We start from the raw sequence: 1,119 nt of genomic DNA, 5'->3' as shown, positions 1-1,119 counted from the left end.
GACTCAATTAAAAATACATCGTCTTCACACGCAATTTCATTTTCAAATGGGTCGCGGCGTAACTTAAAAAACTTCTTTGCATTGGCGGTTAACATTTCAGGCTCCGGGTCTTCATAATCTACTTCTGGCGATACTTTTTGGCTTGGTTCGTACCAACTAAAAAGGTCATTTAATTGCAGGTCGGTCGCGCCTGCTTCTTTTAAGTACTCTCTAATAGCTTTTTGTAACGCATTGGTATCACAGGTTTTTGGCCAATCTGCATGCGTGCATACACGACTAAAACTTGCGGTGCTAAAGGTGAATCCTTTAGCTTTTAGCGCCTTTACTACTTGGGCTTGCTTAACTCCCAGTACATCTAAAACATGGCTAAGCTTTGTTATCTTCAAACTGCTATCTCGCTATTTTTAGCACTGGAGTGTCTGCTACACCCATATGCAACTGCTCTACAACGTTGTTTACTTCCGTTTCTACAACTTCTTGACCTGCCAACCAATCAATCTCATTGACTCGTAATGGTCGGCCTAAGCGTTGGGCAACCATCATGCGCAAGTCAATTGAGTCCAAAACCTTACCTTTACGCTTAGGTGCATCACTGATTTGCTTTGCAATTGGGCTATCAGGGGTGATTGTTTCTCCTTTAGGGGTGATCCTAGTTTCATGCTCAACGTTTTTAAGATGCGAATGTGCAACCAAACGGCCCTCAAATGGTGCGGCTTTTTGCTTTTTCGCTTTCTTAATTTCTTCGTCATTCATGTTGGGGAATGCTAAACGGTCCGCTTCTTTTGACGCTATTTGGGTTTGGGTATCAGCATGGCGTTCATGTTCTTCGCCAATCACTGGCCCGTCTGCTCTAAAGCCACTTACATCAAACTCAATAGGCTGAACTTGGTGATACACCACTTCGCCCAATGGTGTCTTAACACCAACGAGTAAATCAGGTGAGTCCCCCACAATGATGGGGCTAACCGTTACTTTGATCCCATTACTAATATGCTGTAAATCAGCGAGGTCGTAGACCAGTTTTGATTTAGTGCGAGGGTGTACATAACTAATGGTTAAGTCACCTTGAACCTTTCTATCTTCATCGGTTCTCGTAAGCAAAAGCCTGCACACTTGCTC

The 1,119-nt window shown here is 43.5% G+C and carries 1 protein-coding gene and 1 pseudogene; both read right to left on the bottom strand.

Annotated elements, in window-relative coordinates; translation table 11 throughout:
* The coding region (locus HC733_RS22345) for a hypothetical protein (RefSeq protein ID WP_203219233.1) at positions 1-386 on the bottom strand (386 nt) is incomplete at its 3' end.
* Between the two features lie 4 nt (positions 387-390).
* Positions 391-1,119, bottom strand: a pseudogene (locus HC733_RS22340) (hypothetical protein); the annotation flags it as partial.

The organism is Pseudoalteromonas sp. S16_S37, from assembly GCF_014694405.1.
GTDB lineage: Bacteria > Pseudomonadota > Gammaproteobacteria > Enterobacterales > Alteromonadaceae > Pseudoalteromonas.
Note: the sequence above shows the minus strand (reverse complement) of the source record. Positions and strands in the feature narration are given on the sequence as shown.